Source organism: Erwinia sp. MYb416 (genome assembly GCF_037479575.1).
Lineage (GTDB): Bacteria > Pseudomonadota > Gammaproteobacteria > Enterobacterales > Enterobacteriaceae > Erwinia > Erwinia rhapontici.
In genome coordinates, this window is record NZ_JBBGYT010000423.1 from 1 (window position 1) to 26170 (window position 26170).

Below are 26170 nucleotides of genomic sequence, written 5' to 3' on the forward strand. Positions count from 1 at the left end.
ATATTCCCCACTGCTGCCTCCCGTAGGAGTCTGGACCGTGTCTCAGTTCCAGTGTGGCTGGTCATCCTCTCAGACCAGCTAGGGATCGTCGCCTAGGTGAGCCATTACCCCACCTACTAGCTAATCCCACCTGGGCACATCCGATGGTGTGAGGCCCGAAGGTCCCCCACTTTGGTCCGAAGACGTTATGCGGTATTAGCTACCGTTTCCAGTAGTTATCCCCCTCCATCGGGCAGTTTCCCAGGCATTACTCACCCGTCCGCCACTCGTCACCCAAGGAGCAAGCTCCTCTGTGCTACCGTTCGACTTGCATGTGTTAGGCCTGCCGCCAGCGTTCAATCTGAGCCATGATCAAACTCTTCAATTAAAAGTTCGATTTGCTGCAACAAGTGCAGCGATGCTCAAGTGTAAAACGTCATAATGAATTTCATTATGTGTTCACTCTTAAGACTTGATATTTTTTGTCACCCGGAGGTGACTGATATCAATCCTGCGAGTGCCCACACAGATTGTCTGATAAATTGTTAAAGAGCGGTGCAATCAGTGCCGAAGCTTCCTGTTGCGAGGTGGCGTATATTACGCTTTCCTCCTTCGGAGTCAACTTCTTTTTGAGAAGTTTTTTCCGGCGGTTCAGATGCTTCCTGAACCTCCTGAGCCGCTGGCCGTAAGCCGTTGTGCCGTCTCAGTGGTTGCGCATTATAGGGATCCGAATTTATTGCACAAGCCTTTTTTAGATCTTTCTTTTTGGTTGCTGAGTTTTCACTCTTTTCGCTGAGATCTCAGGCGATCCGCACAAAATTACCGCGTCTTTTCAGCCAATCATTGATCAAAGATCACTTCCGGAACTAGGCTACTGGGATCGTATCGGTAAAGGAGAGAGTGATGAGCGACAATATACGTGCATATAAAGGAGTACGCCCTCAGTTAGGCGGACGCGTGATGATTGATCCCACCAGCGTTGTGATTGGTGACGTCGTGCTGGCTGATGATGTCGGTATCTGGCCTCTGGTAGTCATCCGGGGAGATGTTAACAAGGTCACCATTGGAAAACGCAGCAACATCCAGGATGGGAGCGTTCTGCATTTAACTCATAAATCAGCCGCTAACCCTGAAGGTCATCCACTGGTTGTTGGAGAAGATGTCACCATCGGGCATAAAGCGATGCTACACGGTTGCACGATTGGTGATCGTGTTCTGGTTGGGATGGGATCGATTCTGCTAGATGGTGTAATAGTAGAAGACGATGTGATGATAGGAGCAGGTAGCCTGGTCTCCCCGGGTAAACGCCTCGAAAGTGGTTACCTCTATTTAGGAAGCCCAGCAAAAAAAATACGCCCACTGACAGAAGAAGAGATTGGCGGATTGCTTTATTCAGCTAATAACTATGTTGGCTGGAAAAATGACTATTTATCAGAAGAGAGCCATACCCAGCCCTGAGTATCTTCTTTCTGTTGTTTGATCGCCAGCTCGGCATCCTCTTCCAGCTCCCAGCGATTCAGGCAGAAACAGGCCAGAGGATCACTTGTTGTAGGAAAACGGCGAAGCAACACTTCGCCGTCAATCGCACAAACCAGTTGAAAACCATTGACCAGCGCACTGAAGCAAACGGCCTGTATCGTTTCATCCCACCATTCACGCTCAGGAAACTGAATCGCCTGATTCACGCACTCATCTCTTGTTTCAACACATCAATAATTGGCGTGATTTCTGGCATCACCCCATGCCACAGCATAAAGGAGTGCGCCGCCTGCCCCACCAGCATTCCCAGGCCATCAGCAATCTGAGTCGATCCTTGCTGGCGACACCATTGCAGGAAAGGTGTATCACCCACCTGATAGAACATGTCATAGCAACGGCTACGCTCATTCAGCAGTCCAACAGGCAGATCAGGAATCCCCCCTTCGACACCGCTTGACGTTGCATTGATGACCAGATCGAACTGCGCATCGCGCAATTCATTCTGCGCAAGCGAACGGATACCACCGTGGTGCTGGAAAAGTGCCACCAACTCTTCAGCCCGCGCGTGAGTGCGATTCGTCACTGTTACACTGCAATTAAACGCGAGGAGCGGCAGGATCACGCCCCGTGCGGCCCCACCGGCACCGATCAACAGGATTCGATCGTCGGGATGAATCAACTGCAAACGCAGAAGATCGCTTAACAGGCCGATCCCATCGGTGTTGTCCCCCAATAGACGACCATCATCCAACTTCTTTAGCGTATTGACCGCGCCTGCCAGCGCTGCGCGTTCCGTCAGTTCACTGGAGAGGGCAAAAGCCTGCTGTTTGAACGGCAGAGTAATATTTGCCCCCCTGCCATCCTGAGCAAAAAACTCGCGAGCGGACTGCTCAAATCCATCAAGCGGTGCACATAGCCGGCCGTAAGGATGCGGAATACCGGTTTGTTCAGCAAATAGCTGGTGAATACGCGGCGATTTGCTGTGGCTAATCGGGTTACCGAAGACGACGAAAGACGGCATAAGTGTTCTCTTTATCCCTGGCGAATGAGTTCGCCGGTTAATACATCGCGGATTTCTGATGGATTCTGACGACCACCGGTTTCGCCGAGGAATACCGGGAACGTCTCGCCAAACTGTGCCAGTACTTCAGCGACATCGCGACAAGGCGGTAAACTCGTCAGATTGGCACTGGTAGAAACCAGGGGTTTACCAAAGGTTTTGCACAATGCCACAACACCGGGATGATCGCTTACGCGAACGGCCAGCGAGGAAAATTGCCCCGTCAACCAGCCCGGGGTCGATGCACGCGCGGGTAACACCCAAGTGACCGGTCCTGGCCAGAGGGAAAACATCCGCTCTTTTTGCTCCGCAGAGAGCTGCTCATCGGCAATATAAGGAATCAGTTGCTGATAGTCAGCCGCAATAAGAATGAGCCCCTTCTCTATCGGACGATGTTTTAACTTCAGCAGTTTCATCACTGCTGCTTCGCTATCAGGATCACAACCCAAACCGAATACGGCCTCGGTCGGATAAGCAATCACTGCAGACTGACGCAGCACGTTAACGCAGTGCGTTAGTGACTCATCCACGGATTTCATCTTCACTACCATTATCTAATGTTACAGGTTTGCCACAGGCTTTACTGGCGCAAAAACGCCTGACACCTCTGGCCGTGTTGTTTTCAATAAGCAGCGGAAACTGGCAGAACTCGCAGACCCCTTCCAACGGTGTGAAATTAACCGCGAACTGACAATCCGGATAACGGTCACAAGCATGGAAGGTTTTACCGAAGCGCGAGCGACGTTGAACCAGCTTTCCCCCCTGGCACTGCGGACAGGCAAGTGTGGTTTCATCTGGCTTATCGATGGTTTCGGTATGTTCGCATTCGGGATAATCGCTACAGGCGATAAACATGCCATAGCGCCCCTGGCGCAGTACGAGGTCAGCACCGCATTTTGGGCATAGCTGACCTTCAAGCACTTTAATGATGTGCCCGTCAGCCTGGCCTTTTAGCGGACGAATAAAGTCGCATTCAGGATAGAGTGAGCAACCAAGGAAAGCGCCATGTTTCCCGGAGCGAATAACCAGTTCTGCCCCACACTGGGGGCAGGGTTCATTTTTTCGCACAGCGAAAAGCGCTGTTTTATTCATAACATTGTGTACACGAAGGCAATCTTCAGTGCAGCATTCCTTCATTGACGTCGAAAAGTAGCTCTTCCATTTGCTGATAGGCGTTTTCACATCCTGGGATATTAAACAACACCATCAGCACCACCCATTTGAGATCGTCCAGATCAAACTCGAGAGTATCAAGTGCCATAATACGTTCGATAACCATTTCGCGCGTGTCCAGATTCAGCACCTGAATTTGCTCCAGGAACAAAATAAAGCCACGACAGTTGGCATCTAAACGCTGACTCTCTTCCTCGGTGTAGATACGCATAGACAGCGGATCGGTAGTCAGCTGAATCGGGGCGACCAGACCTTCCTGATAATCCGCCAGCTTCTCCAACCAGTTCAACGCATTATAAATATCTTCACGATGAAAACCTGCATCGGTTAAATCATCAGTCAATTTATCCTGATCAACACGCATTTCTGCTTCGTTGTGGATATACGTTTCAAATAAGTACATTAGTACGTCGAACATGGCTTGCCCTCCTCAATCGGACATAGCCGCCGGGTACAGCTGCGATCCACCCTGCTAACTCCAACTCAAGCAACTTCGCTACGATGGTTGGCACAGGTTGGCCGGCACGTTCAGCGACGACGTCAACAGGTGTAACCTCATCTCCTACGTTAGCCAACACATCGGGAAATGGCAATGGAGGATTACTACTCTGCGCTGAATTGTTTTCCCGTTGGGGCAAATCTGATAGCCAGGAGAGGTCGCTCTGTATTTGTTCGATAATATTATTGGGATGAGCCACAAGTAATGCCCCCTGCTGAATCAGCCAGTGTGTTCCCTCGCTGCCGGGGCTGGCCAGGGACCCCGGTAGCGCATACACGTCTCGGTTCTGCTCCAATGCCAGTTTAGCTGTAACCAGTGAGCCACTGCGTAACGTCGCCTCCACGACCAGAACACCGAGGCTCAGGCCGCTAATGATCCGGTTGCGCCGGGGGAAATGCGCGCGTAATGGCTGCACCGACAGAGGAAACTCAGAGACCAGCGCACCGCCACCGGCAATGATCTGCTCTGCCAGTGCCTGATGGCGCCGTGGGTAAAGAACATCAAGTCCACTACCCAGCACGGCTATCGTCTTACCTTGCACCTCCAGCGCAGCACGATGAGCGACACCATCAATGCCTAACGCCAACCCACTGGTAATCGTCAAGCCACTGAGAGCCAGCGCCTGGCTGAACCAGTTGCCCCATTCACTACCATAATGGGAGCAATGCCGACTGCCAACCACCGCCAGCTGAGGAGAGGAAAGTATGGCCGGATCACCCGCAACAAATAGCATCAACGGAAAACGTGTGATCGCCTTCAACTGCTCTGGGTAATAAGGGCTAAGAGGTGTAATAAAATGGTGCTGTGGTGCCTCCAGCCATTCAATACTCTGAGCAATAATCTGTTTATCATAATCAAGGAACGCCTGCTGCTGTAAAACCGACAGACCTAGCGATGCCAGATCGCAGGCGTCAGGCAACGCGATCGTCTGTAATTCAGTCATTAAAGTCAGGCGCTGTAAACTTGATAGCCCGGACAGAGTTGAAAGCCGCAAGGCGCACTCCACTGGTAACATGAATCTCTCCCTGATATTGCCCCTTCCCCCTGAAGGTTACCGCCACGAATGCTGTCAATCGCAGCGCGAAATGTCTACAATAAGAGAGATAAATATCTAATCCCTTGAACACAGATCTGGAAAGTTATGTCAGTTTTGCAGGTATTACATTTTCCTGACGATCGCCTGCGCATCGTTGCGGAACCGGTAAAAGAAGTGAATGCTAATATTCAGCGTATCGTCGATGATATGTTTGAAACAATGTACGCAGAGGAAGGTATTGGCCTGGCAGCAACACAGGTGGATATTCATCAGCGTATTATCGTGATTGATGTTTCTGAGAATCGGGACGAGCGGCTGGTACTCATCAATCCGGAATTGCTGGAAGAAAGTGGCGAAACCGGTATTGAAGAAGGTTGTTTGTCTATTCCTGAACAACGCGCACTCGTGCCTCGCTCTGAAAGAGTCAAAATTCGGGCACTGGACCGTGACGGCAACAGCTTTGAATTGGAAGCGGATGGCCTGCTGGCAATCTGTATTCAACACGAGATGGATCATTTGGTTGGTAAGCTGTTTATAGATTACCTGTCGCCAATGAAACGTCAGCGTATCCGTCAGAAGCTGGAAAAACTGTATCGTCAAAGCGCCCGCGACTGAGTTCGCTGACTGAAGGGAATAATGTGTCCGAATCATTAAAAATCATTTTTGCCGGCACCCCTGACTTTGCAGCGCGTCATCTTGACGCGCTGTTGTCATCCGGGCATCAGGTTGTCGGTGTATTTACTCAGCCAGATCGACCCGCGGGCCGTGGCAACAAACTCACCGCCAGCCCCGTAAAACAGCAGGCCGAACAACACAACATTCCGGTTTTCCAGCCTAAATCACTACGTCCCGAAGAGAACCAACAACTGGTCGATGCGCTTAATGCTGATGTCATGGTGGTCGTTGCCTACGGGTTGATTCTACCGAAAGCCGTGCTGGATATGCCACGTCTTGGTTGCATTAACGTTCATGGTTCCCTGTTACCGCGCTGGCGTGGTGCCGCACCCATTCAGCGCTCGCTGTGGGCAGGTGATGCAGAGACAGGTGTGACCATCATGCAGATGGATGTTGGGCTTGATACCGGCGATATGCTCTTCAAGTTGGCCTGCCCGATCGAAGCCAGTGATACCAGTGCCACGCTGTACGACAAGCTGGCGAACCTCGGGCCTGCCGGAATGCTGAGCACTCTGACACAACTGGCAGAAGGCAGCGCACAACCTGAAGTGCAGGATGAATCGCTGGTCAGTTATGCCGAAAAACTAAGCAAGGAAGAGGCCCGTCTTGACTGGTCACTTTCTGCGTCACAGCTTGAACGCTGTATCCGTGCGTTTAATCCATGGCCAGTCAGCTACTTCGTCATTGATGAGCAACCGGTGAAAGTATGGAAGGCATCGGTGCTGGCCGCCGTTAGCGGACATCAGCCAGGCGAAGTCCTGCAAGCTGATAAGCATGGCATTCAGGTAGTGACTACCGATGGCGTGCTGAATATCGAAGAACTGCAGCCTGCCGGCAAAAAGCCGATGAAAGCCCAGGACCTGCTCAACTCCCGCCGTGAATGGTTTACTCCGGGCAATATTATTGCCTGATGCGTTGCCCGGCACTCATGCCGGGCAATCGTAAGAATTGCGAATCCACTATGAAAAAAAATACTAACTTACGCAGTGTTGCTGCTCAGACTATCGAGAAAGTCGTTGAGCAAGGGCAATCGCTCAGTAACGTGCTGCCCGCTGCACAGAAATCTGTCGGTGAGAAAGATGCAGCCCTGCTACAGGAGCTTTGCTACGGCGTACTGCGTACGCTTCCGCAACTGGAGTGGATTATCAGCAAACTGATGTCACGTCCGATGACAGGCAAGCAACGCACTATTCACTTCCTGATTATGGTCGGCCTGTATCAGTTGATGCATACACGAATCCCGGCTCATGCTGCACTAGCGGAAACGGTAGAGGGTGCCATTGCGCTGAAACGTCAGCAGCTAAAAGGCCTGATCAACGGAGTACTGCGGCAGTTCCAGCGTCAACAGGAAGAGTTGATGCTGCAGATGAATGATGGCGATCAGCAGTACCTGCATCCAAAGTGGTTACTGGAACGCCTGAAACGTGCCTGGCCAGATCAGTGGCAACAGATTGTCGAGGCTAATAACCAGCGGCCACCGATGTGGCTGCGTGTTAACCGAAACCATCACAGCCGCGATGCGTGGCTGGCACTGCTTGAGGAAAGCGGTAAAACGGCATTTGTTCATCCGCAACACAGTGATGCATTAAGACTGGAAACCCCGTGCGCAGTGGGCCAGCTTCCGGGGTTCGATCAGGGGTGGGTCACTGTTCAGGATGCCTCAGCCCAGGGCTGTGTGGCACTGCTTGATCCACAGAATGGCGAGAAGATCCTCGACCTCTGTGCTGCACCAGGCGGTAAGACGACACATATTCTGGAAGCGGCCCCTCAGGCTGACGTCATGGCCGTAGATGTTGATGCCCAGCGCCTGGCAAGAATTAGTGAGAATTTGCAACGCCTGAACATGACAGCGGAAGTTAAGCTGGGTGACGGCCGTACCCCAGAAGCCTGGTGTGGGAATACGCAATTCGATCGTATTCTGCTGGATGCGCCATGTTCAGCAACCGGTGTCATACGGCGCCATCCTGATATCAAGTGGCTGCGCCGCGATCGTGATATCCCAGAACTTGCCTTATTACAGCAGCAGATTCTGGATGCAGTCTGGCCACATCTGAAGTCAGGCGGGACGTTGTTATACGCGACCTGTTCAATATTACCGGAAGAAAATCATCAGCAAGTAAGCCAGTTCCTGCAGCGTCATACTGATGCGCGTTTAAGTGATACAGGTGACCTCTCACAACCGGGTATTCAGGTATTTCCGCAGACCGATGGCGGTGATGGCTTCTATTACGCAAAATTGATAAAACAATGACCAGCGTGGCGCGTTACACTGCGCCACAATCTGAACGATAACCAACAGACTGAAGCATAATGAAAATCATCATTCTTGGTGCAGGACAGGTCGGCGGAACACTCGCTGAGAACCTGGTCGGTGAAAACAACGATATTACCGTGGTCGATACCGATGCCCTGCGTTTGCGTCAGCTGCAGGACAAGTTCGACTTACGCGTGGTACAGGGGCATGGTTCACATCCCCGTGTATTACGCGAGGCCGGCGCTGAAGATGCTGATATGCTGGTTGCGGTAACCAATTCAGATGAAACCAATATGGTCGCCTGTCAGGTTGCCTACTCTCTTTTTAACACGCCAAACCGCATCGCCCGTATCCGCGCCCCGGACTATATCCGTGATGCTGATAAGCTATTCATTCCTGAAGCCGTTCCTATCGACCATCTGATCTCACCCGAGCAATTGGTGATCGACAATATCTACCGACTCATTGAGTACCCGGGTGCTCTGCAGGTAGTTAATTTTGCCGAAGGCAAGGTGAGTCTGGCCGTGGTGAAAGCCTATTATGGTGGGCCGCTGGTCGGTAATGCCTTATCAGTGATGCGCGAGCATATGCCGCACATTGATACCCGCGTAGCAGCGATCTTCCGTCAGGATCGCCCGATCCGCCCCCAGGGTTCCACCATCATTGAAGCGGGAGATGAAGTGTTCTTCATCGCTGCCAGCCAGCATATCCGCGCGGTAATGAGTGAATATCAAAGGCTGGAAAAACCCTACAAGCGCATTATGATCGTCGGTGGTGGGAATATTGGTTTTGGTCTGGCACAGCGTCTTGAGAAACATTACAGCGTAAAACTGATCGAACGTGATCAGCAGCGAGCTGCTGAGCTGGCCCAGAACCTGCAAAACACCATCGTCTTTTATGGCGATGCATCGGATCAGGAACTGCTGGCTGAAGAACATGTTGATCAGATTGATCTGTTTATCGCCATCACTAACGATGATGAAGCTAATATTATGTCAGCCATGCTGGCAAAACGTATGGGTGCCAAGAAAGCGATGGTACTTATCCAGCGTCGCGCCTATGTTGACCTGGTCCAGGGCAGCGTGATCGACATCGCGATTTCACCTCAGCAGGCAACAATATCAGCGCTGCTAGGACATGTACGTAAAGCGGATATCGTGGGTGTTTCTTCTCTGCGCCGTGGTGTTGCCGAAGCCATTGAAGCTATAGCTCATGGCGAAGAATCTACATCGAAAGTTGTAGGACGTCAGATTGATGACATCAAGCTACCGCCCGGCACAATCATTGGCGCCGTTGTGCGCGGTAGTGATGTGATCATCGCTAATGACAATCTGCGTATTGAGCAGGGCGACCATGTCATTATGTTTCTCACCGACAAGAAGTTTGTTTCTGACGTCGAACGTTTATTCCAGCCCAGCCCGTTCTTCCTCTAATCGATCTAATCTCACTTCTCACCCGGTTCTGACCGGGTGTTTAGCTTTTTATCTGCAATCTCCGTGGAAAAAGCCCGATCGTTTGTTAGACTTAAAAAATTGGCAAATACGGGAGATAACAATGAGTTTATTCAAAGAGTTTCGCGATTTCGCGATGCGTGGCAACGTGGTGGACCTGGCTGTCGGTGTCATCATTGGTGCGGCGTTTGGCAAAATCGTGTCCTCACTGGTGGCAAACATCATTATGCCACCGCTGGGATTATTGATTGGGGGAGTTGATTTTAAACAGTTTGCCTGGGTATTGAAGCCTGCAGAAGGGGAAACCGCAGCAGTCGTAATGCAATACGGTATTTTCCTGCAAACCATTTTTGATTTTGTCATCGTTGCCTTTGCCATCTTCATGGCCATCAAAGTGATGAACAAAATGTACAAAAAGAAAGAAGTGGAAAAACCGGTGGCAAAACCTTCTGCAGAAGAAACTCTTCTGAGTGAGATCCGTGACCTGTTGAAAGAGCAGAATAACAAGCCGCTGTAAGCGAGCCTGGACTTCTGAAAACCGCCATAACTGGCGGTTTTTTTATGCCTGAAAAACCAGGAGGCCAGTGGTAAATACGCGATTTGCGCACTGACCACTGGCCTCCCAGTTACCTTTCTTCGCGTGTTTATCTTTACGTCGGAAGCTGCCTTTTCCTTTCTGATTGACTTCGATACGCGTTTTGAATAATGGGTCATGTAACAATGCTTCCAGAGCATTATCGCGGATAGTGCCCTTTTTATGCTGATAGACAGTCATAGTTTTTCCTGTTGATGGATGACGTTGGAGAATATAGACCTCTGGCAACGGAAATTCAATCGGTGCTTTTCGCCACCGTAGTAGTCGCGCCTTTTTCTAAGGCTTCAAGAATCGAACAATATACACTGCTGTGAGACGTGCCACAGCAGGCATCATTAAGGCGAGTAAGCGAGCGTTGCATATGATGTAATTCCGTAAGCATCGCTTCAACTTCATTCAGCCGCTTCTGTACGATGGTCTTTGATTCCTGGCAGGTATGATGCTCAGGGTCGACGCGAATTGACAGCAATTCACGAATCGCCTCAAGAGTGAAACCCAACTGTCGACCATAGCGAATAAACTTAAGGCGCTGCAGATCGCTGTCACTGTAAAGTCTGAACCCGCCTTCGGTACGCACCTTATGATCCATCATCTGCTGTTTTTCATAAAACCGGATAGTATCCGGCGTCACATCAGCCAGTTTCGCCAGCTGTCCAATACGGTACATTACTCTTCCTCCCGAAAGTGCTGCTGTATTCTGCGGCCATAGCCGCCCTGCAAAAAATCAGTACTGATTCCCGCCTGTTTCAACTTCACCTCAAGTAAGCTCAGACGTTTTGCCTGTTGATAGTAGCGCTCTTCATTTGGATCGACCGTTCGCATTAATTCATCCAGCTCTAGAGCTTCGCGTTTCATCTCCAGCTCTGGTGGCAAGAAGCCAGAATTCTTCAGAATACGATAGCCCGCACGCAGCTCAGAAGGCACATGGCTATCATCATCCAGCTGTAGGGGATGACCTGCTCCGGGGAGATTATCGAGCTCACCCTGACGAAGGGCCGCGAGGATATGCTTTTCTGCGAGTTGATCAAGTAAAGACATGATGGCCTCCGTTTACCAGATTGAGGTCAGCATAACGCATTTGAGAGAGAGATAAAGGGGGCAGGAATTTTGGATATAAAAAAACCCCGCAAGCGGGGCTTTTTCAATACTGCGGCAGATTACTCTGCTGCAGCTTCTGCTTGAGCTTCTGGACGATCAACCAGCTCGATGTAAGCCATCGGAGCGTTGTCACCAGCGCGGAAGCCACACTTCAGAATGCGAGTGTAACCACCTGCACGGCTCGCGAAACGCGGACCGAGCTCATTAAACAGTTTTGCCACGATCTCGTTATCACGAGTACGGGCGAATGCCAGACGACGATTAGCTACGCTGTCGGTCTTGGCAAGAGTAATCAGCGGCTCAACTACGCGACGCAGCTCTTTCGCTTTTGGCAGGGTCGTCTTGATAATCTCGTGACGAACCAAAGAGCCAGCCATGTTGCGGAACATAGCCTGACGATGGCTGCTGTTGCGGTTCAGTTGACGACCACTCTTACGATGGCGCATGACCTTATCCTTCTCAGTGAAACCTTAACCTGTGATCGGGTTATTCATCAGCGATGCTAGCGGGTGGCCAGTTTTCCAGGCGCATGCCCAGAGACAAACCACGAGAAGCCAGCACATCTTTAATCTCAGTAAGAGATTTTTTACCAAGGTTAGGCGTTTTAAGCAGCTCAACCTCGGTACGCTGTACCAGATCACCGATGTAGTGGATAGCTTCTGCCTTAAGGCAGTTAGCAGAGCGGACAGTCAATTCCAGATCGTCAACAGGGCGCAGCAAGATCGGATCGAATTCTGGTTTCTCTTCTTTCACTTCCGGCTGACGTACATCACGTAAGTCGACGAAAGCTTCCAGTTGTTCAGCCAGAATGGTCGCTGCACGGCGGATCGCCTCTTCAGGATCGATAGTACCGTTAGTTTCCATTTCGATGACCAGCTTGTCCAAATCGGTACGCTGTTCTACACGCGCTGCTTCAACATTGTAGGCAATTCGCTCTACAGGGCTGTAGCAGGCATCGACCAACAGACGACCAATTGGGCGCTCATCTTCTTCCGAATGAATTCGGGCAGAAGCCGGCACATAACCACGACCACGCTGAACTTTGATACGCATGCTGATAGCGGCGTTTTCATCGGTCAGGTGACAGATCACGTGCTGCGGCTTGACGATTTCGACATCCCCATCATGGGTGATATCGGCTGCAGTCACAGGGCCAATGCCAGATTTATTCAGAGTAAGAATAACTTCATCTTTGCCCTGAACTCTTACCGCCAAACCTTTTAGGTTGAGCAGGATTTCCAGGATATCTTCCTGTACGCCCTCTTTGGTGCTGTACTCGTGCAGTACACCATCAATTTCAACCTCGGTCACCGCGCAACCCGGCATTGATGAAAGCAGAATACGGCGCAGTGCGTTACCAAGAGTATGGCCAAAGCCACGCTCTAAAGGCTCAAGGGTCACCTTGGCGTGCGTCGAACTCACTTGCTCGATATCTACCAGGCGCGGTTTTAGAAACTCTGTCACAGAACCCTGCATTGTGTCCTCTCTTTGGTACTAAGCCTTACTTGGAGTAAAGCTCGACGATCAGGTGTTCGTTAATGTCCGCAGACAGATCAGTACGTTCAGGAATACGCTTGAACACACCTTCCATCTTAGTTGCATCAACTTCCAGCCAGGTTGGCTTTTCACGCTGTTCAGCCAGCTCCAGAGCGGCTTTCACGCGAGACTGCTTTTTGGCTTTCTCACGGATGCTAACAACGTCATTCGGAGTTACCTGATAAGAAGCGATGCTAACAACGCGACCGTTTACCATAATAGATTTGTGGCTAACCAACTGACGTGCTTCTGCACGAGTGGCACCAAAGCCCATACGGTAAACAACGTTATCCAGACGACCTTCCAGCAGAGCTAACAGATTTTCACCTGTGTTGCCTTTCAGACGAGCTGCTTCTTTATAATAGTTACGGAACTGACGCTCCAGCACGCCGTAGGTACGACGAACTTTCTGCTTTTCACGTAACTGCACGCCATAGTCAGACAGACGTGGCTTGCGCGCACCGTGCTGACCAGGAGCTTGTTCAATCTTACACTTGGTATCAATCGCGCGAACGCCAGACTTGAGGAACAGGTCTGTGCCTTCACGACGGCTCAGCTTGAGCTTAGGACCCAAATATCTTGCCATTTTCTTTCTCCAACATTCCTAAAAAACGGGGCGTTATACGCGACGTTTTTTCGGCGGACGACAACCGTTGTGAGGGATCGGAGTCACATCAGTAATATTAGTGATGCGGAAACCAGCAGCGTTCAGAGCACGAATTGTTGATTCGCGGCCTGGACCAGGACCCTTAACCATAACTTCCAGGTTCTTAATACCGTAATCTTTCACGGCCTCTGCGCAACGCTCTGCAGCAACCTGCGCAGCGAACGGCGTAGACTTACGAGAACCACGGAAACCGGAACCACCGGCTGTTGCCCAACCCAGCGCATTACCTTGACGATCGGTAATAGTTACGATGGTGTTGTTGAAAGATGCATGGACATGAGCCACGCCATCAGAGACTTGCTTTCTTACACGCTTACGTGCACGAACTGGTGCCTTTGCCATTATTCAATCACCCCGATTATTTCTTGATCGGTTTACGCGGACCCTTACGGGTACGTGCGTTAGTCTTGGTACGCTGACCGCGCACTGGAAGACCACGACGATGACGCAAACCACGATAGCAGCCAAGGTCCATAAGACGCTTGATGCTCAGGGTGACTTCACGACGCAGATCGCCTTCAACAACAAATTTAGCTACTGCATCACGCAGAATGTCGATTTGTTCTTCAGACAGCTCACTGATCTTAACATTTTCAGCAATACCCGTTGACGCACAGATAGCCTGTGAGCGGGTTTTACCGATACCGAAGATTGCAGTTAATGCGATAACGGTATGTTTATGATCAGGAATGTTAATGCCTGCTATACGGGCCACTATGCACTCCTATTTAATTACTTATGCGTCCCATGCCGAAAAGCCCGTTTTCAGGATACTCAAATGGAAACGCATAGACATACAAAAGATTGGCTGGCTAATCTAGCCAGCTCAACCCGACTTTGCAAGAAAAATATGCGATTAAATCAGCCTTGGCGCTGTTTATGCTTAGGCTCGGCACTACAAATCACACGAACGACGCCGTCGCGACGAATGATTTTGCAGTTACGACATAATTTCTTGACGGAAGCACGAACTTTCATTTTTACTCTCCGTAACTTCTCAAGCGCCTGAATTAACGGCCGTAGCCCTTCAGGTTTGCTTTCTTCAATGCAGACTCATACTGACTTGACATCATCAGAGTTTGCACTTGAGCCATAAAGTCCATGATGACAACGACTACGATCAGCAGTGATGTACCGCCGAAGTAGAATGGAACTTTCATCGCATCACGCATGAACTCCGGGATCAGGCAGATAAAGGTAATGTACAACGCACCGATTAATGTCAGGCGTGTCATTACTTTATCGATATACTTCGCCGTCTGTTCTCCCGGACGAATACCTGGTACAAATGCACCAGACTTCTTCAGGTTATCTGCTGTTTCACGCGGGTTGAAAACCAACGCTGTGTAGAAGAAACAGAAGAAGATGATTGCAGTCGCATAGAGTAGCACATAAAGCGGTTGACCTGGCTGTAATGACATCGAAATAGTCGTCAGCCAGTTCCAGCCAGTTCCGCCCCCGAACCATGACGCGATGGTTGCTGGGAACAAGATAATGCTGGAAGCAAAGATAGCAGGTATTACACCGGCCATATTAACTTTCAACGGTAAATGTGTGCTCTGCGCAGCATAGACACGACGGCCTTGCTGACGTTTCGCATAGTTCACCACAATGCGGCGTTGACCACGCTCAACGAAAACAACGAAGAAGGTCACTGCAAATACGAGAACTGCAACCAACAGCAACAGGAGGAAGTGCAGGTCGCCTTGCCGCGCTTGCTCGATGGTATGGCCAATGGCCGGCGGCAGACCCGCAACAATACCAGCGAAGATAATGATCGAGATACCGTTACCGATACCTCGCTCAGTTATCTGCTCGCCCAGCCACATCAGGAACATTGTCCCCGTGACCAGACTGACAACAGCGGTAAAGTAGAAAGCAAAACCTGGATTTAGTACCAGACCTTGCATTCCTGGCATATTCGGCAGGCCGGTAGCAATACCGACCGCCTGGAATATACCTAATACCAGAGTACCGTAACGGGTGTACTGGCTAATCTTACGACGGCCAGCCTCCCCTTCTTTCTTGATTTCTGCTAACGCTGGATGAACCACCGTCAGCAGCTGGATAATAATAGAGGCCGAAATATACGGCATAATACCCAGGGCAAAGATAGAAGCACGGCTCAGAGCACCACCAGAGAACATGTTGAACATTTCAATGATGGTGCCACGCTGTTGCTCAAGCAGTTTGGCAAGTACAGTGGCATCGATACCAGGGATCGGAATAAAAGAACCAATGCGGAAGACAATTAGCGCACCAATTACAAACAGAAGTCTGCGTTTTAGTTCGCCAAAACCACCTTTGGCACTTTGAAAATCTAATCCCGGTTGCTTAGCCATCTGCTACTTATTCCTCAATTTTACCGCCAGCAGCTTCGATTGCAACACGAGCGCCTTTAGTTACACGCAGACCGCGAATCGTTACCGGTGCAGAAACTTCGCCAGACAAGATCACTTTCGCGAACTCCATCTGAATACCGATAATGTTTGCTGCTTTCAGCGTGTTCAGGTCGACGATACCGCCTTCAACTTTCGCCAGGTCAGACAGACGAACTTCTGCAGTGACCATTGCTTTGCGAGAGGTGAAACCGAATTTCGGCAGACGACGGTACAGAGGCATCTGGCCGCCTTCAAAACCACGACGTACGCCACCGCCAGAACGTGAGTTCTGACCTTTGTGACCGCGACCGCCGGTTTTGCCGAGACCAGAACCAATACCACGACCCAGACGTCTAGGAGCGTGCTTGGAGCCGTCGGCCGGAGACAGAGTATTTAAACGCATCTGTTACTCCTCCACTTTAACCATGTAGGAAATCGCGTTAACCATACCGCGTACAGCTGGCGTGTCTTCACGCTCTACGGTGTGGTTAATACGACGCAGACCCAGGCCAAGCAGTGTTGCCTTATGTTTAGGCAAACGACCGATCGAACTACGGGTTTGAGTAATTTTAATAGTCTTAGCCATGGTCATTACCCCAGAATGTCTTCAACGGATTTGCCACGCTTGGCAGCGACCATTTCTGGGGAATTCATGTTGGCCAGGCCATCCAGAGTTGCACGAACCACGTTGATCGGGTTGGTGGAACCGTAGGCTTTAGCCAAAACGTTATGAACCCCAGCAACTTCCAGAACGGCGCGCATTGCACCACCGGCAATAATACCGGTACCTTCTGAAGCTGGTTGCATGAACACACGAGAACCTGTGTGCACACCTTTAACAGGGTGCTGCAGGGTGCCGTTGTTCAGCGCGACATTGATCATATTGCGACGAGCTTTTTCCATCGCTTTCTGGATCGCTGCTGGAACTTCACGCGCTTTTCCGTAACCAAAACCAATGCGACCATTACCATCACCAACAACAGTCAGAGCTGTGAAGGAGAAAATACGGCCACCTTTAACGGTTTTAGATACGCGATTTACCGCGATCAGCTTTTCCTGCAGTTCGCCAGCTTGTTTTTCGATGTGTGCCATCTTACACCTCTACCTTAGAACTGTAGGCCAGCTTCACGGGCAGCATCTGCCAGTGCCTGGACACGACCATGATATTGGAAACCAGAACGGTCGAAAGAAACACCAGTGATGCCTTTTTCGATTGCGCGTTCAGCAACTGCTTTACCAACAGCAGCAGCAGCGTCTTTGTTTCCAGTGTACTTCAGTTGCTCACTGATAGCTTTTTCTACTGTAGAAGCAGCGACCAGGACTTCAGAACCGTTGGGTGCGATTACCTGTGCGTAAATATGACGCGGGGTACGATGTACCACCAGGCGAGTAGCACCCAGCTCTTTGAGCTTGCGACGTGCGCGGGTCGCACGACGGATACGAGCAGATTTCTTATCCATAGTGTTACCTTACTTCTTCTTAGCCTCTTTGGTACGCACGACTTCGTCGGCGTAACGAACACCCTTGCCTTTATAAGGCTCAGGACGACGGTAGGCGCGCAGATCCGCTGCAACCTGACCAATCAGCTGTTTATCAGCGCCTTTCAGCACGATCTCAGTCTGAGTTGGACATTCAGCAGTGATTCCCGCTGGCAGCTCATGGTCAACAGGGTGAGAGAAGCCCAGGGCTAAGCTCACAGAGTTGCCTTTTACGGCTGCACGATAACCTACACCAACCAGCTGCAGCTTCTTAGTGAAGCCTTCGGTAACACCGATAACCATAGCGTTCAACAGCGCACGAGAGGTACCCGCCTGCGCCCAACCATCCACAAAACCTTCGCGCGGAGCGAAAGTCAGGGTGTTGTCAGCATGCTTAACTTCTACAGCTTTGTTGAGCGTACGAGTCAGCTCGCCGTTTTTACCTTTAATCGAAATAACCTGACCGTCGAGTTTTACCTCTACGCCGGCAGGAATCGCGACTGGTGCTTTAGCAACACGAGACATTTATTCCTCCGATTAAGCTACGTAGCAGATAATTTCGCCGCCAAGACCTGCCTGGCGTGCTGCACGATCGGTCATAACACCTTTAGAGGTAGAGATAACAGCGATACCCAGTCCAGCCATAACTTTTGGCAGTTCGTCTTTGCGTTTGTAGATACGCAGACCTGGACGGCTTACACGCTGAATGCTCTCAACCACTGCCTTGCCCTGGAAATACTTAAGAGTCAGTTCCAGTTCAGGCTTGGTGTCGCCTTCGATTTTAAATTCTTCAATATAGCCTTCTTCCTTCAGCACGTTGGCAATAGCCAATTTCAGCTTGGAGGAAGGCATGGTGACCGCAACTTTGTTCGCGGCTTGACCGTTACGGATACGGGTCAGCATATCCGCGATCGGATCTTGCATGCTCATCTGTCTTTACTCCCGTGATTCAATTGGTAATTACCAGCTAGCCTTTCTCAAGCCAGGTACTTCACCGCGCATGGCGGCTTCACGCAACTTGATACGGCTCAGACCGAATTTGCCCACATAACCATGTGGACGGCCAGTTTGACGGCAGCGGTTACGCTGACGAGACGGGCTGGAATCACGCGGCAGAGTTTGCAGCTTGAGAACAGCATTCCAACGATCTTCGTCGGATGAGTTCACATTTGAAATGATAGCCTTCAGTTCCTCGCGTTTAGCGCGGTACTTGTCAGCCAGTTTCACGCGAACGACTTCACGTGCTTTCATCGATTGCTTAGCCATCAGTAACCCTGCCTTACTTGCGGAACGGGAAGTTAAAAGCAGCCAAAAGTGCGCGGCCTTCATCATCAGATTTCGCAGTAGTGGTAATGGTGATATCCAAACCACGAACGCGGTCGACTTTGTCATAGTCGATCTCTGGGAAGATGATCTGCTCACGAACGCCCATGCTGTAGTTTCCACGGCCATCGAATGACTTAGCGGACAAGCCACGGAAGTCACGGATACGTGGAACAGCAATAGAAATCAGACGCTCAAAGAACTCCCACATGCGTTCGCCACGCAGAGTTACTTTACAGCCGATCGGATAGCCCTGACGGATTTTGAAGCCTGCAACTGATTTGCGTGCTTTGGTGATAAACGGCTTTTGACCGGAGATTGCTGCTAAGTCAGCTGCTGCATTATCCAGCAGTTTCTTATCAGCGATCGCTTCACCTACACCCATATTCAGGGTGATCTTCTCGACCCGAGGGACTTGCATGACAGAATTGTAGCTAAACTCAGTCATGAGTTGTTTAACTACTTCGTCTTTGTAGTAATCATGCAGTTTCGCCATCGTACTACTCCAAATTACTTGATAGTTTCGCTGTTCGACTTGAAGAAACGGACTTTTTTGCCGTCTTCGAATCTAAAGCCTACACGGTCAGCCTTGCCGGTTGCCGAGTTGAAGAGTGCAACGTTAGAAACCTGAATAGCAGCTTCTTTTTCAACGATGCCACCTGGTTGGTTCAGAGCCGGAACCGGCTTTGAGTGTTTCTTAACCAGGTTAATACCTTCAACAATCAGTTTGCCTGAAGACAGAACATTTTTTACTTTACCGCGCTTACCTTTATCTTTGCCGGTCAGCACGATAACTTCGTCATCGCGACGGATTTTAGCTGCCATTTTTCGCTCCTTAGAGTACTTCTGGTGCCAGAGAGATAATTTTCATGAACTTTTCAGTACGAAGTTCACGAGTTACCGGCCCAAAAATACGCGTTCCGATAGGCTGCTCACTGTTATTATTTAAAATAACGCATGCATTACCATCGAAGCGAATGACAGAACCGTCCGGGCGACGAACACCCTTCCTGGTGCGCACCACTACCGCTTTCAGCACATCACCCTTCTTAACCTTACCGCGAGGAATTGCTTCCTTGATGGTAATTTTGATGATGTCGCCTACGCCTGCGTAGCGACGGTGCGAGCCACCCAGAACCTTGATACACATTACGCGACGTGCACCGGAGTTGTCGGCGACGGTCAGCATAGTCTGTTCTTGGATCATTTTAGTGCTCCGCTAATGTCAACTACTACTTCGGGACCTGATTCAGGTCGTATAAAAGCCCCATATTGAGGGCGCAGCATTATAACACTGCTTCCTGTATATGGGTAGAAAAAATAAACGGCTCTTGCGAGCCGTTTATCTTATTTTTTAGAGACGGCAGATTCTATTACAGAATTGCTTTCTCTACAACGCGAACCAGCGTCCAGGACTTAGTCTTGGACAGTGGACGGCATTCGCGGACTTCAACCACGTCGCCGATACCACATTCATTGTTCTCGTCGTGTACGTGCAGTTTGGTCGTACGCTTGATGAATTTCCCGTAGATTGGGTGCTTCACAACACGTTCGATAGCAACAACAATAGATTTCTCCATTTTGTCACTAGTCACACGACCTTGCAGAGTACGGATTTTATCGGTCATTACGCACCCGCCTTCTCAGTCAGTAAAGTCTTAACACGTGCAACATCACGGCGCACATTCTTCAAGACGTGAGTCTGTTGAAGTTGGCCGGATGCTGCCTGCATGCGCAGATTAAACTGTTCACGCAGCAGGTTAAGAAGCTCAGTGTTGAGCTCTTCAACGCTTTTTTCACGCAGCTCTGTAGCTTTCATTACATCACCGTCTTAGTTACAAAGGTGGTTTTGATAGGCAGTTTTGCTGCTGCCAGCTTGAAGGCTTCACGGGCCAGCTCTTCTGGAACGCCGTCCATTTCATACAGGACTTTGCCAGGCTGGATCAAGGCAACCCAATACTCTACGTTACCTTTACCTTTACCCATACGCACTTCCAGCGGCTTCTCGGTAATTGGTTTGTCCGGGAATACTCGGATCCAAATTTTACCTTGACGCTTAACTGCACGGGTCATAGCACGACGTGCTGCTTCGATCTGACGTGCAGTCAGACGACCACGGCCAACAGCTTTCAGACCGAAAGTACCGAAGCTAACATCCGTACCCTGCGCCAGACCACGGTTGCGGCCTTTGTGCACTTTACGGAATTTTGTACGCTTTGGTTGTAACATCAGCGACTCTCCTTACTTACGGCCTTTACGCTGCTGCTTTTTAGGTTGAGCAGCCGGTTCCGGTTGTTCAACAGCAGCCATACCACCCAGGATCTCACCTTTGAAGATCCATACCTTAACGCCGATTACACCATAAGTGGTGTGGGCTTCAGAGGTGTTGTAGTCAATGTCTGCACGCAGAGTGTGCAGTGGCACGCGGCCTTCACGGTACCATTCAGTACGCGCGATTTCTGCACCGCCAAGACGGCCACTAACTTCAACTTTGATCCCTTTAGCGCCCAGACGCATTGCGTTCTGTACAGCACGCTTCATCGCACGGCGGAACATCACACGACGCTCCAGCTGTGAAGTGATGCTGTCAGCAACCAATTTAGCGTCCAGTTCCGGTTTACGGACTTCGGCGATATTAATCTGTGCAGGAACGCCAGCGATATCCGCTACGACCTTGCGCAGTTTTTCTACATCTTCGCCTTTCTTACCGATAACGATGCCTGGGCGAGCAGTGTGAATGGTCACACGGATGCTCTTAGCCGGACGCTCGATAACGATACGAGAAACGGATGCTTTAGCCAGTTCTTTAGTCAGGAACTGACGCACTTTAAAGTCGCTGTCCAGGTTGTCAGCGAATTCTTTGGTATTTGCGAACCAGGTAGAGTTCCAGGGTTTAACAATACCCAGGCGAATACCATTAGGATGTACTTTCTGACCCATTGCTAGTCTCCAGAGTCTCAGCGATCGGACACAACCACAGTAATGTGGCTGGTGCGCTTCAGGATGCGATCTGCACGACCTTTTGCACGAGGCATAATGCGCTTCATGCTTGGGCCTTCGTCTACGAAGATCTTCGTGACTTTCAGATCATCAATGTCAGCGCCATCGTTGTGTTCGGCGTTAGCAATGGCAGATTCCAGAACTTTCTTGACCAGTACAGCCGCTTTCTTATTGGTGTAGGTCAAAATGTCCAGAGCCTGCGACACTTTCTTACCGCGTACAAGATCCGCTACCAGGCGAACCTTCTGTGCAGAAGAACGAGCGTGGCGATGTTTAGCGATAGTTTCCATCTCTTCCTCCTGCCTTAGCGTTTCTTGGCTTTTTTATCAGCCGCGTGGCCGCGATAAGTACGGGTCGGTGCAAATTCACCCAGTTTGTGACCGACCATTTCGTCGGAAACAAAGACAGGAACGTGCTGACGACCATTATGGACAGCGATGGTCAAACCGATCATGTTAGGGAAGATCGTTGAACGACGGGACCAGGTGCGCAGTGGCTTCTTGTCTCCGCTTTCCAAAGCTTTCTCTACCTTCTTCAGCAAGTGCAGGTCAATAAAAGGACCTTTCTTGAGAGAACGTGGCATGGCTTATCCTCTAAAATTATTTGCTACGGCGACGTACGATGAACTTATCGGTACGCTTGTTGCTGCGGGTTTTCTTACCTTTGGTCTGAACGCCCCACGGAGTTACCGGGTGCTTACCAAAGTTTTTACCCTCACCACCACCGTGCGGGTGATCAACTGGGTTCATCGCAGTACCGCGAACGGTAGGGCGAATACCACGCCAACGAGCTGCACCGGCTTTACCCAGAACGCGAAGCATGTGCTCAGCGTTACCGACTTCGCCCAGGGTTGCGCGGCAGTCAATTTCGACTTTACGCATTTCACCAGAACGCAGACGCAGGGTAACGTAAGAACCATCACGCGCAACGATCTGCACGTAAGTACCAGCAGAGCGAGCAATCTGACCGCCTTTGCCTGGTTTCATTTCTACGTTATGCACGGTAGAACCCACTGGGATGTTACGCATCGGCAGAGTGTTACCTGCTTTAATCGCAGCATCAACGCCAGACTGAATCTGGTCGCCAGCTTTCAGGCCTTTAGGGGCCAGGATATAACGGCGTTCGCCGTCTTTGTACAGAACCAGTGCGATGTTCGCAGAGCGGTTCGGATCGTACTCAAGACGTTCAACGGTCGCTGGGATACCATCTTTGTTGCGTTTGAAGTCAACAATACGGTAAGCCTGCTTGTGACCACCACCGATATGACGGGTAGTGATGCGACCATTGTTGTTACGGCCACCGGATTTGCTGTTTTTTTCTACCAGCGGGGCGAATGGTTTGCCCTTGTGCAGCTCCGCGTTTACCACTTTAACTACATGGCGACGACCCGGAGATGTCGGTTTACATTTAACAATTGCCATTGTTCTTCTCCTCCGACTTACTCAGCGCCGCCTGCGAAGTCCAGATTCTGGCCTTCTTTCAGGGTGACGTAAGCTTTTTTCCAGTCGCTACGACGACCAATACGCTGTCCAGAACGCTTAGTTTTGCCTTTAACCAGCAAAGTGTTCACGACTTCAACTTCTACTTCGAAAAGTTTCTGTACAGCGGCTTTGATTTCTGCTTTGGTCGCGTCTTTCGCAACTTTGAGAACGATGGTGTTAGTTTTTTCCATCGCAGCAGATGCTTTTTCAGATACGTGCGGCGCGCGCAGTACTTTCAGCAGACGTTCTTCACGGATCATGCCAGCATCTCCTCAACTTGCTTAACTGCGGCAGCAGTCATAACGACTTTGTCGAAGGCGATCAGGCTAACTGGGTCGATACCCGCTGCATCACGTACGTCAACCTTGTACAGGTTACGCGCGGCCAGGAACAGGTTCTCTTCCAGTTCGCCAGTGATGATCAGCACGTCTTCCAGAGCCATGTCTTTCAGTTTCTCTACCAGCAGCTTAGTTTTAGGTGCTTCCAGAGAGAACTGCTCGACAACGATCAGACGATCTTGACGTACCAGTTCGGACAGGATGCTTTTCAGCGCGCCGCGGTACATCTTTTTGTTAACTTTTTGACTGTGGTCCTGTGGCTTCGCAGCGAAGGTAACACCACCTGAACGCCAGATTGGGCTCTTTACAGAACCTGCACGAGCGCGGCCGGTACCTTTCTGGCGCCATGGCTTTTTGCCAGAACCAGTTACTTCAGCACGAGTCTTCTGAGCACGAGTACCCTGACGAGCACCTGCTGCATAAGCAACAACAACCTGGTGTACCAGCGCTTCGTTGAAATCACGACCGAAGGTAGTTTCGGAAACAGTCAGCGCGCTTTGCGCGTCTTTCAATACTAATTCCATTGCTATCCCCTTACGCCTTCACAGCTGGTTTAACGATAAGGTCGCAACCGGTAGCACCGGGTACTGCACCTTTAACCAGCAGCAGGTTGCGCTCAGCGTCAACACGTACAACGTCCAGACTCTGAACAGTTACACGCTCGTTGCCCATCTGGCCTGCCATTTTCTTGCCTTTGAACACTTTGCCCGGAGTCTGGTTCTGACCGATAGAACCCGGTACGCGGTGTGACAAGGAGTTACCGTGCGTAGCATCCTGAGTACGGAAGTTCCAGCGCTTTACAGTACCGGCAAAACCTTTACCTTTAGATGTTCCAGTCACGTCAACTTTTTTCACGTCAGCGAAAATGTCAACATTAATGCTCTGACCTACAGTGAACTCTGCGCCATCAACGGTGCGGAATTCCCACAGACCACGGCCAGCTTCAACGCCAGCTTTAGCAAAATGACCTGCTTCAGGCTTAGTCACGCGGTTAGCTTTTTTAGCACCGGTAGTTACCTGGATAGCAGTGTAACCGTCGTTTTCCAGGCCTTTGACCTGAGTAACGCGGTTTGCTTCAATTTCGATCACGGTTACAGGGATAGAAACGCCATCTTCTGTGAAGATACGGGTCATACCCACTTTTTTACCGACTAAACCAATCATTGTTTCAACCTCTCAATCGCTCAATGACCTGATTAACCCAGGCTGATCTGCACGTCAACACCTGCAGCCAGATCCAGACGCATCAGAGCATCAACCGTTTTTTCGGTTGGCTCAACGATGTCAACCAGACGCTTGTGAGTGCGAATCTCATACTGATCGCGCGCATCTTTGTTGACGTGCGGAGAGATCAGAACGGTAAAGCGCTCTTTGCGGGTCGGCAGCGGGATAGGACCACGTACCTGCGCACCAGTGCGCTTGGCAGTCTCTACGATTTCCGCAGTTGATTGATCGATCAGACGATGATCAAACGCTTTAAGACGGATACGGATTCTTTGGTTCTGCATGAGACCAGAGCTCCAATTATTTATAAACGAAAAGAATTACTACTCGCATCCATTACGATTGATGGAGGAGTGTAATCGTTGAGCACATAACCCGCATATCGCGAGTATTGTTGACAGGTACTTTCGTACTTGTCTGCGATTCATATCGAATCGCGCCTTACCATATTGGCAGGCCCGCGTATTATACGTACATCCGGAGGTAAAGCAAACACTATGTTCGTTTATCACCAAGGACGGGCATAAAAAAAGAGCGCCGAAGCGCTCTCTTTTCGTGCTCTGGCAGAGCACGCTCTGCCAGACAAGTTTCGACAATTAAGCGATAACTTTAGCAACAACACCCGCACCAACAGTACGGCCGCCTTCGCGAATTGCGAAACGCAGACCGTCGTCCATTGCGATTGGGTGGATCAGGGTAACAACCATCTGAATGTTGTCGCCTGGCATAACCATCTCAACGCCTTCTGGCAGTTCGATGGTACCGGTCACGTCAGTTGTACGGAAGTAGAACTGTGGACGGTAGCCTTTGAAGAACGGAGTATGACGGCCGCCTTCATCTTTAGACAGAATATAAACTTCTGACTCGAACTTGGTGTGTGGCTTGATTGAACCTGGCTTAGCCAGAACCTGGCCACGCTGGATATCTTCACGCTTAACACCGCGCAGCAGGATACCACAGTTCTCACCCGCACGGCCTTCGTCCAGCAGCTTACGGAACATTTCAACGCCGGTACAAGTTGATTTCACGGTATCTTTGATACCAACGATCTCAACTTCTTCACCCACTTTAACTAACCCGCGCTCAACACGACCGGTAACAACAGTACCACGGCCGGAGATGGAGAATACGTCTTCGATTGGCAGCAGGAATGGCTTATCAATCGCACGCTCTGGTTCTGGGATGTAGTTATCCAGGTGACCAGCCAGTTCGATGATCTTAGCTTCCCACTCAGCGTCGCCCTGCAGTGCTTTCAGTGCAGAACCACGAACAACCGGGATGTCGTCGCCAGGGAAATCGTAAGCAGACAGCAGCTCACGCACTTCCATTTCAACCAGCTCCAGCAGCTCTTCGTCGTCAACCATGTCGCATTTGTTCATGAATACGATCATGAATGGAACGCCAACCTGGCGACCCAGCAGGATGTGCTCACGGGTCTGAGGC

The 26170-nt window shown here is 50.4% G+C and carries 44 protein-coding genes and 1 rRNA gene; 6 read left to right on the plus strand and 39 right to left on the minus strand.

The features are described from left to right. Positions 1 to 367, minus strand: a 16S ribosomal RNA gene (locus tag WH277_RS07855); the annotation flags it as partial. 515 nt (positions 368 to 882) lie between these two features. Between WH277_RS07855 and WH277_RS07860 the strand changes: the two genes are divergently transcribed. Continuing rightward, positions 883 to 1437 (plus strand): gamma carbonic anhydrase family protein, encoded by a 555-nt coding sequence (locus WH277_RS07860; RefSeq protein WP_133847006.1) that lies wholly within the window; start codon positions 883 to 885, stop codon positions 1435 to 1437. Here WH277_RS07860 and WH277_RS07865 read toward each other — a convergent pair. From WH277_RS07865 to dprA, 6 genes are read right to left on the minus strand one after another with little or no spacing between them, the layout of a single operon-like run. Beyond that, positions 1404 to 1664 carry a DUF1488 family protein gene (locus WH277_RS07865; protein ID WP_133847007.1) on the minus strand — a complete coding sequence of 87 codons (261 nt, stop codon included), beginning with the start codon at positions 1662 to 1664 and terminating at the stop codon, positions 1404 to 1406. The two genes, WH277_RS07860 and WH277_RS07865, sit on opposite strands and share 34 nt — an antisense overlap. Then, positions 1661 to 2479 carry a shikimate dehydrogenase gene (gene aroE, locus WH277_RS07870; RefSeq protein WP_133847008.1) on the minus strand — a complete coding sequence of 273 codons (819 nt, stop codon included), beginning with the start codon at positions 2477 to 2479 and terminating at the stop codon, positions 1661 to 1663. Before aroE ends, WH277_RS07865 begins: the two co-directional genes overlap by 4 nt. A gap of 11 nt (positions 2480 to 2490) precedes the next feature. Continuing rightward, entirely contained in the window at positions 2491 to 3057 is a 567-nt protein-coding gene (tsaC, locus tag WH277_RS07875) for an L-threonylcarbamoyladenylate synthase type 1 TsaC (RefSeq protein ID WP_133847009.1), read from the minus strand. Continuing rightward, entirely contained in the window at positions 3041 to 3610 is a 570-nt protein-coding gene (locus tag WH277_RS07880; protein WP_339505202.1) for a DNA topoisomerase family protein, read from the minus strand. Before WH277_RS07880 ends, tsaC begins: the two co-directional genes overlap by 17 nt. Positions 3611 to 3635: 25 nt before the next feature. Then, complete coding sequence (gene smg, locus WH277_RS07885) at positions 3636 to 4109, minus strand: DUF494 family protein Smg (RefSeq protein WP_133847011.1); 474 nt, start codon at positions 4107 to 4109, stop codon at positions 3636 to 3638. Continuing rightward, positions 4081 to 5205 (minus strand): DNA-protecting protein DprA, encoded by a 1125-nt coding sequence (gene dprA / locus WH277_RS07890; protein ID WP_339505193.1) that lies wholly within the window; start codon positions 5203 to 5205, stop codon positions 4081 to 4083. The genes smg and dprA overlap by 29 nt, the downstream gene beginning before the upstream one ends. Before the next feature lie 126 nt (positions 5206 to 5331). Here dprA and def point away from each other — a divergent pair, with 126 nt between their 5' ends. The 5 genes from def to mscL all read left to right on the plus strand — a co-directional run bounded on the left by def (position 5332) and on the right by mscL (position 10123). Further along, complete coding sequence (def, locus tag WH277_RS07895; protein ID WP_133847013.1) at positions 5332 to 5841, plus strand: peptide deformylase; 510 nt, start codon at positions 5332 to 5334, stop codon at positions 5839 to 5841. 23 nt (positions 5842 to 5864) lie between these two features. Further along, complete coding sequence (fmt, locus tag WH277_RS07900) at positions 5865 to 6812, plus strand: methionyl-tRNA formyltransferase (RefSeq protein WP_339505196.1); 948 nt, start codon at positions 5865 to 5867, stop codon at positions 6810 to 6812. A 50-nt stretch (positions 6813 to 6862) separates the two neighbouring features. Further along, on the plus strand, positions 6863 to 8152 hold the full coding sequence (rsmB, locus tag WH277_RS07905) for a 16S rRNA (cytosine(967)-C(5))-methyltransferase RsmB (RefSeq protein ID WP_212813640.1): 1290 nt from the start codon (positions 6863 to 6865) through the stop codon (positions 8150 to 8152). 59 nt (positions 8153 to 8211) lie between these two features. Beyond that, a complete protein-coding gene (trkA, locus tag WH277_RS07910; protein ID WP_133847016.1) occupies positions 8212 to 9588 on the plus strand; it encodes a Trk system potassium transporter TrkA in 1377 nt (458 codons plus the stop codon). 121 nt (positions 9589 to 9709) lie between these two features. Further along, entirely contained in the window at positions 9710 to 10123 is a 414-nt protein-coding gene (gene mscL, locus WH277_RS07915) for a large-conductance mechanosensitive channel protein MscL (protein ID WP_062749324.1), read from the plus strand. Between the two features lie 42 nt (positions 10124 to 10165). Here mscL and WH277_RS07920 read toward each other — a convergent pair whose 3' ends face one another. From WH277_RS07920 to tuf, 32 genes are all read right to left on the minus strand, one after another. Beyond that, on the minus strand, positions 10166 to 10381 hold the full coding sequence (locus WH277_RS07920; RefSeq protein ID WP_133847017.1) for an alternative ribosome-rescue factor A: 216 nt from the start codon (positions 10379 to 10381) through the stop codon (positions 10166 to 10168). A gap of 55 nt (positions 10382 to 10436) precedes the next feature. Next, complete coding sequence (gene zntR, locus WH277_RS07925) at positions 10437 to 10868, minus strand: Zn(2+)-responsive transcriptional regulator (protein ID WP_133847018.1); 432 nt, start codon at positions 10866 to 10868, stop codon at positions 10437 to 10439. Next, entirely contained in the window at positions 10868 to 11239 is a 372-nt protein-coding gene (locus tag WH277_RS07930; protein WP_133847019.1) for a DnaJ family domain-containing protein, read from the minus strand. The genes zntR and WH277_RS07930 overlap by 1 nt, the downstream gene beginning before the upstream one ends. Positions 11240 to 11358: 119 nt before the next feature. Continuing rightward, positions 11359 to 11745: a 50S ribosomal protein L17 gene (rplQ, locus tag WH277_RS07935; protein ID WP_003850180.1), complete on the minus strand. Its 387-nt coding sequence runs from the start codon at positions 11743 to 11745 to the stop codon at positions 11359 to 11361. 40 nt (positions 11746 to 11785) lie between these two features. Further along, positions 11786 to 12775 (minus strand): DNA-directed RNA polymerase subunit alpha, encoded by a 990-nt coding sequence (locus WH277_RS07940; RefSeq protein ID WP_002919219.1) that lies wholly within the window; start codon positions 12773 to 12775, stop codon positions 11786 to 11788. Between the two features lie 25 nt (positions 12776 to 12800). After that, a complete protein-coding gene (gene rpsD, locus WH277_RS07945; RefSeq protein ID WP_133847020.1) occupies positions 12801 to 13421 on the minus strand; it encodes a 30S ribosomal protein S4 in 621 nt (206 codons plus the stop codon). A 33-nt stretch (positions 13422 to 13454) separates the two neighbouring features. Further along, positions 13455 to 13844 (minus strand): 30S ribosomal protein S11, encoded by a 390-nt coding sequence (gene rpsK, locus WH277_RS07950; RefSeq protein ID WP_004160563.1) that lies wholly within the window; start codon positions 13842 to 13844, stop codon positions 13455 to 13457. A 16-nt stretch (positions 13845 to 13860) separates the two neighbouring features. Next, positions 13861 to 14217 carry a 30S ribosomal protein S13 gene (rpsM, locus tag WH277_RS07955; protein ID WP_048917626.1) on the minus strand — a complete coding sequence of 119 codons (357 nt, stop codon included), beginning with the start codon at positions 14215 to 14217 and terminating at the stop codon, positions 13861 to 13863. Between the two features lie 146 nt (positions 14218 to 14363). Beyond that, positions 14364 to 14480 (minus strand): 50S ribosomal protein L36, encoded by a 117-nt coding sequence (gene rpmJ / locus WH277_RS07960; RefSeq protein WP_004160566.1) that lies wholly within the window; start codon positions 14478 to 14480, stop codon positions 14364 to 14366. 32 nt (positions 14481 to 14512) lie between these two features. Beyond that, positions 14513 to 15844, minus strand: a complete 1332-nt coding sequence (gene secY / locus WH277_RS07965; protein ID WP_004160567.1) for a preprotein translocase subunit SecY — start codon at positions 15842 to 15844, stop codon at positions 14513 to 14515. 7 nt (positions 15845 to 15851) lie between these two features. Continuing rightward, complete coding sequence (rplO, locus tag WH277_RS07970) at positions 15852 to 16286, minus strand: 50S ribosomal protein L15 (protein ID WP_133847021.1); 435 nt, start codon at positions 16284 to 16286, stop codon at positions 15852 to 15854. A 3-nt stretch (positions 16287 to 16289) separates the two neighbouring features. Beyond that, on the minus strand, positions 16290 to 16469 hold the full coding sequence (gene rpmD / locus WH277_RS07975; protein WP_004160569.1) for a 50S ribosomal protein L30: 180 nt from the start codon (positions 16467 to 16469) through the stop codon (positions 16290 to 16292). A 5-nt stretch (positions 16470 to 16474) separates the two neighbouring features. Continuing rightward, positions 16475 to 16975 carry a 30S ribosomal protein S5 gene (gene rpsE / locus WH277_RS07980; RefSeq protein WP_004160571.1) on the minus strand — a complete coding sequence of 167 codons (501 nt, stop codon included), beginning with the start codon at positions 16973 to 16975 and terminating at the stop codon, positions 16475 to 16477. A gap of 14 nt (positions 16976 to 16989) precedes the next feature. Further along, a complete protein-coding gene (gene rplR / locus WH277_RS07985) occupies positions 16990 to 17343 on the minus strand; it encodes a 50S ribosomal protein L18 (protein ID WP_004160572.1) in 354 nt (117 codons plus the stop codon). A gap of 9 nt (positions 17344 to 17352) precedes the next feature. After that, positions 17353 to 17886, minus strand: coding sequence for a 50S ribosomal protein L6 (rplF, locus tag WH277_RS07990; protein ID WP_133847022.1), 534 nt, complete (start codon positions 17884 to 17886; stop codon positions 17353 to 17355). 12 nt (positions 17887 to 17898) lie between these two features. Next, positions 17899 to 18291 carry a 30S ribosomal protein S8 gene (gene rpsH, locus WH277_RS07995; protein WP_133847023.1) on the minus strand — a complete coding sequence of 131 codons (393 nt, stop codon included), beginning with the start codon at positions 18289 to 18291 and terminating at the stop codon, positions 17899 to 17901. Positions 18292 to 18321: 30 nt separating this feature from the next. Beyond that, on the minus strand, positions 18322 to 18627 hold the full coding sequence (gene rpsN, locus WH277_RS08000; RefSeq protein WP_133847024.1) for a 30S ribosomal protein S14: 306 nt from the start codon (positions 18625 to 18627) through the stop codon (positions 18322 to 18324). Positions 18628 to 18640: 13 nt separating this feature from the next. Continuing rightward, entirely contained in the window at positions 18641 to 19180 is a 540-nt protein-coding gene (gene rplE, locus WH277_RS08005; RefSeq protein ID WP_013204126.1) for a 50S ribosomal protein L5, read from the minus strand. A 14-nt stretch (positions 19181 to 19194) separates the two neighbouring features. Beyond that, on the minus strand, positions 19195 to 19509 hold the full coding sequence (gene rplX, locus WH277_RS08010) for a 50S ribosomal protein L24 (protein ID WP_048917632.1): 315 nt from the start codon (positions 19507 to 19509) through the stop codon (positions 19195 to 19197). A gap of 10 nt (positions 19510 to 19519) precedes the next feature. Further along, entirely contained in the window at positions 19520 to 19891 is a 372-nt protein-coding gene (rplN, locus tag WH277_RS08015) for a 50S ribosomal protein L14 (RefSeq protein WP_015960712.1), read from the minus strand. A 166-nt stretch (positions 19892 to 20057) separates the two neighbouring features. Further along, on the minus strand, positions 20058 to 20312 hold the full coding sequence (gene rpsQ / locus WH277_RS08020) for a 30S ribosomal protein S17 (RefSeq protein ID WP_133847025.1): 255 nt from the start codon (positions 20310 to 20312) through the stop codon (positions 20058 to 20060). Then, positions 20312 to 20503 (minus strand): 50S ribosomal protein L29, encoded by a 192-nt coding sequence (rpmC, locus tag WH277_RS08025; protein WP_048917635.1) that lies wholly within the window; start codon positions 20501 to 20503, stop codon positions 20312 to 20314. Before rpmC ends, rpsQ begins: the two co-directional genes overlap by 1 nt. Then, positions 20503 to 20913 (minus strand): 50S ribosomal protein L16, encoded by a 411-nt coding sequence (gene rplP, locus WH277_RS08030; RefSeq protein ID WP_002438716.1) that lies wholly within the window; start codon positions 20911 to 20913, stop codon positions 20503 to 20505. Before rplP ends, rpmC begins: the two co-directional genes overlap by 1 nt. A gap of 12 nt (positions 20914 to 20925) precedes the next feature. Further along, positions 20926 to 21624 (minus strand): 30S ribosomal protein S3, encoded by a 699-nt coding sequence (gene rpsC / locus WH277_RS08035; RefSeq protein WP_002919766.1) that lies wholly within the window; start codon positions 21622 to 21624, stop codon positions 20926 to 20928. Between the two features lie 17 nt (positions 21625 to 21641). Continuing rightward, the gene (gene rplV / locus WH277_RS08040; RefSeq protein ID WP_000447532.1) at positions 21642 to 21974 is read right to left on the minus strand and encodes a 50S ribosomal protein L22; all 333 of its coding nucleotides are present in this window, start codon (positions 21972 to 21974) and stop codon (positions 21642 to 21644) included. A 14-nt stretch (positions 21975 to 21988) separates the two neighbouring features. Beyond that, entirely contained in the window at positions 21989 to 22267 is a 279-nt protein-coding gene (gene rpsS / locus WH277_RS08045) for a 30S ribosomal protein S19 (RefSeq protein WP_004160590.1), read from the minus strand. A gap of 16 nt (positions 22268 to 22283) precedes the next feature. After that, the gene (gene rplB, locus WH277_RS08050; RefSeq protein WP_133847026.1) at positions 22284 to 23105 is read right to left on the minus strand and encodes a 50S ribosomal protein L2; all 822 of its coding nucleotides are present in this window, start codon (positions 23103 to 23105) and stop codon (positions 22284 to 22286) included. Positions 23106 to 23122: 17 nt separating this feature from the next. Continuing rightward, positions 23123 to 23425, minus strand: a complete 303-nt coding sequence (rplW, locus tag WH277_RS08055; protein ID WP_062749336.1) for a 50S ribosomal protein L23 — start codon at positions 23423 to 23425, stop codon at positions 23123 to 23125. Next, complete coding sequence (rplD, locus tag WH277_RS08060) at positions 23422 to 24027, minus strand: 50S ribosomal protein L4 (protein WP_133847027.1); 606 nt, start codon at positions 24025 to 24027, stop codon at positions 23422 to 23424. The genes rplW and rplD overlap by 4 nt, the downstream gene beginning before the upstream one ends. 10 nt (positions 24028 to 24037) lie before the next feature. After that, positions 24038 to 24667 carry a 50S ribosomal protein L3 gene (gene rplC / locus WH277_RS08065; RefSeq protein ID WP_133847028.1) on the minus strand — a complete coding sequence of 210 codons (630 nt, stop codon included), beginning with the start codon at positions 24665 to 24667 and terminating at the stop codon, positions 24038 to 24040. A gap of 32 nt (positions 24668 to 24699) precedes the next feature. Continuing rightward, complete coding sequence (gene rpsJ / locus WH277_RS08070) at positions 24700 to 25011, minus strand: 30S ribosomal protein S10 (RefSeq protein WP_001181005.1); 312 nt, start codon at positions 25009 to 25011, stop codon at positions 24700 to 24702. 312 nt (positions 25012 to 25323) lie between these two features. After that, a partial coding sequence (gene tuf / locus WH277_RS08075; RefSeq protein ID WP_339505201.1) for an elongation factor Tu occupies positions 25324 to 26170 on the minus strand: 847 nt, incomplete at its 5' end.